The sequence below is a fragment of the Ruminococcus sp. AF20-12LB genome (genome assembly GCF_003478985.1).
Classification (GTDB): Bacteria; Bacillota; Clostridia; order Lachnospirales; family Lachnospiraceae; genus Blautia_A.
The window spans coordinates 1-347 of sequence record NZ_QUGH01000022.1; the positions used below are offsets into that span (position 1 = coordinate 1).

The 347-nt window shown below is 51.3% G+C and carries 1 pseudogene; it reads left to right on the top strand.

From position 1 onward, the window contains the following. A pseudogene (locus DWX61_RS17880) lies at window positions 1-347 on the top strand (virulence-associated E family protein); the annotation flags it as partial.

A 347-nucleotide genomic window follows, 5' to 3' on the forward strand; every position in this document is an offset into this window, starting at 1 on the left:
ATGCAGCGGTATCTCAAAGAACACCAGCGGGATTTTATGCCGGAGGACACCAAAGCCGGGATGATACAGGCGTATCTTGATAAGTACACCGGGAGCATGGTCTGCTCCAAGCAGCTCTATAAGGAAGCCTTGAACCATGCCTTTGACGAGCCGAAGCAATGGGAAATCCGGGAAATCAACGAGATTATGAACCAGTGCATTTCTGGCTGGCGGTACTTCCCGAACCCAAGAATGTTTTCCGAATATGGCAGACAAAAGGGCTGGGAGCGTGAAAACCCGGCAACGGACTCCGGCAACCCGTCTGAAAAAACGATGGACGGTTTTGTGGAGGTCACAGAACAGATGGA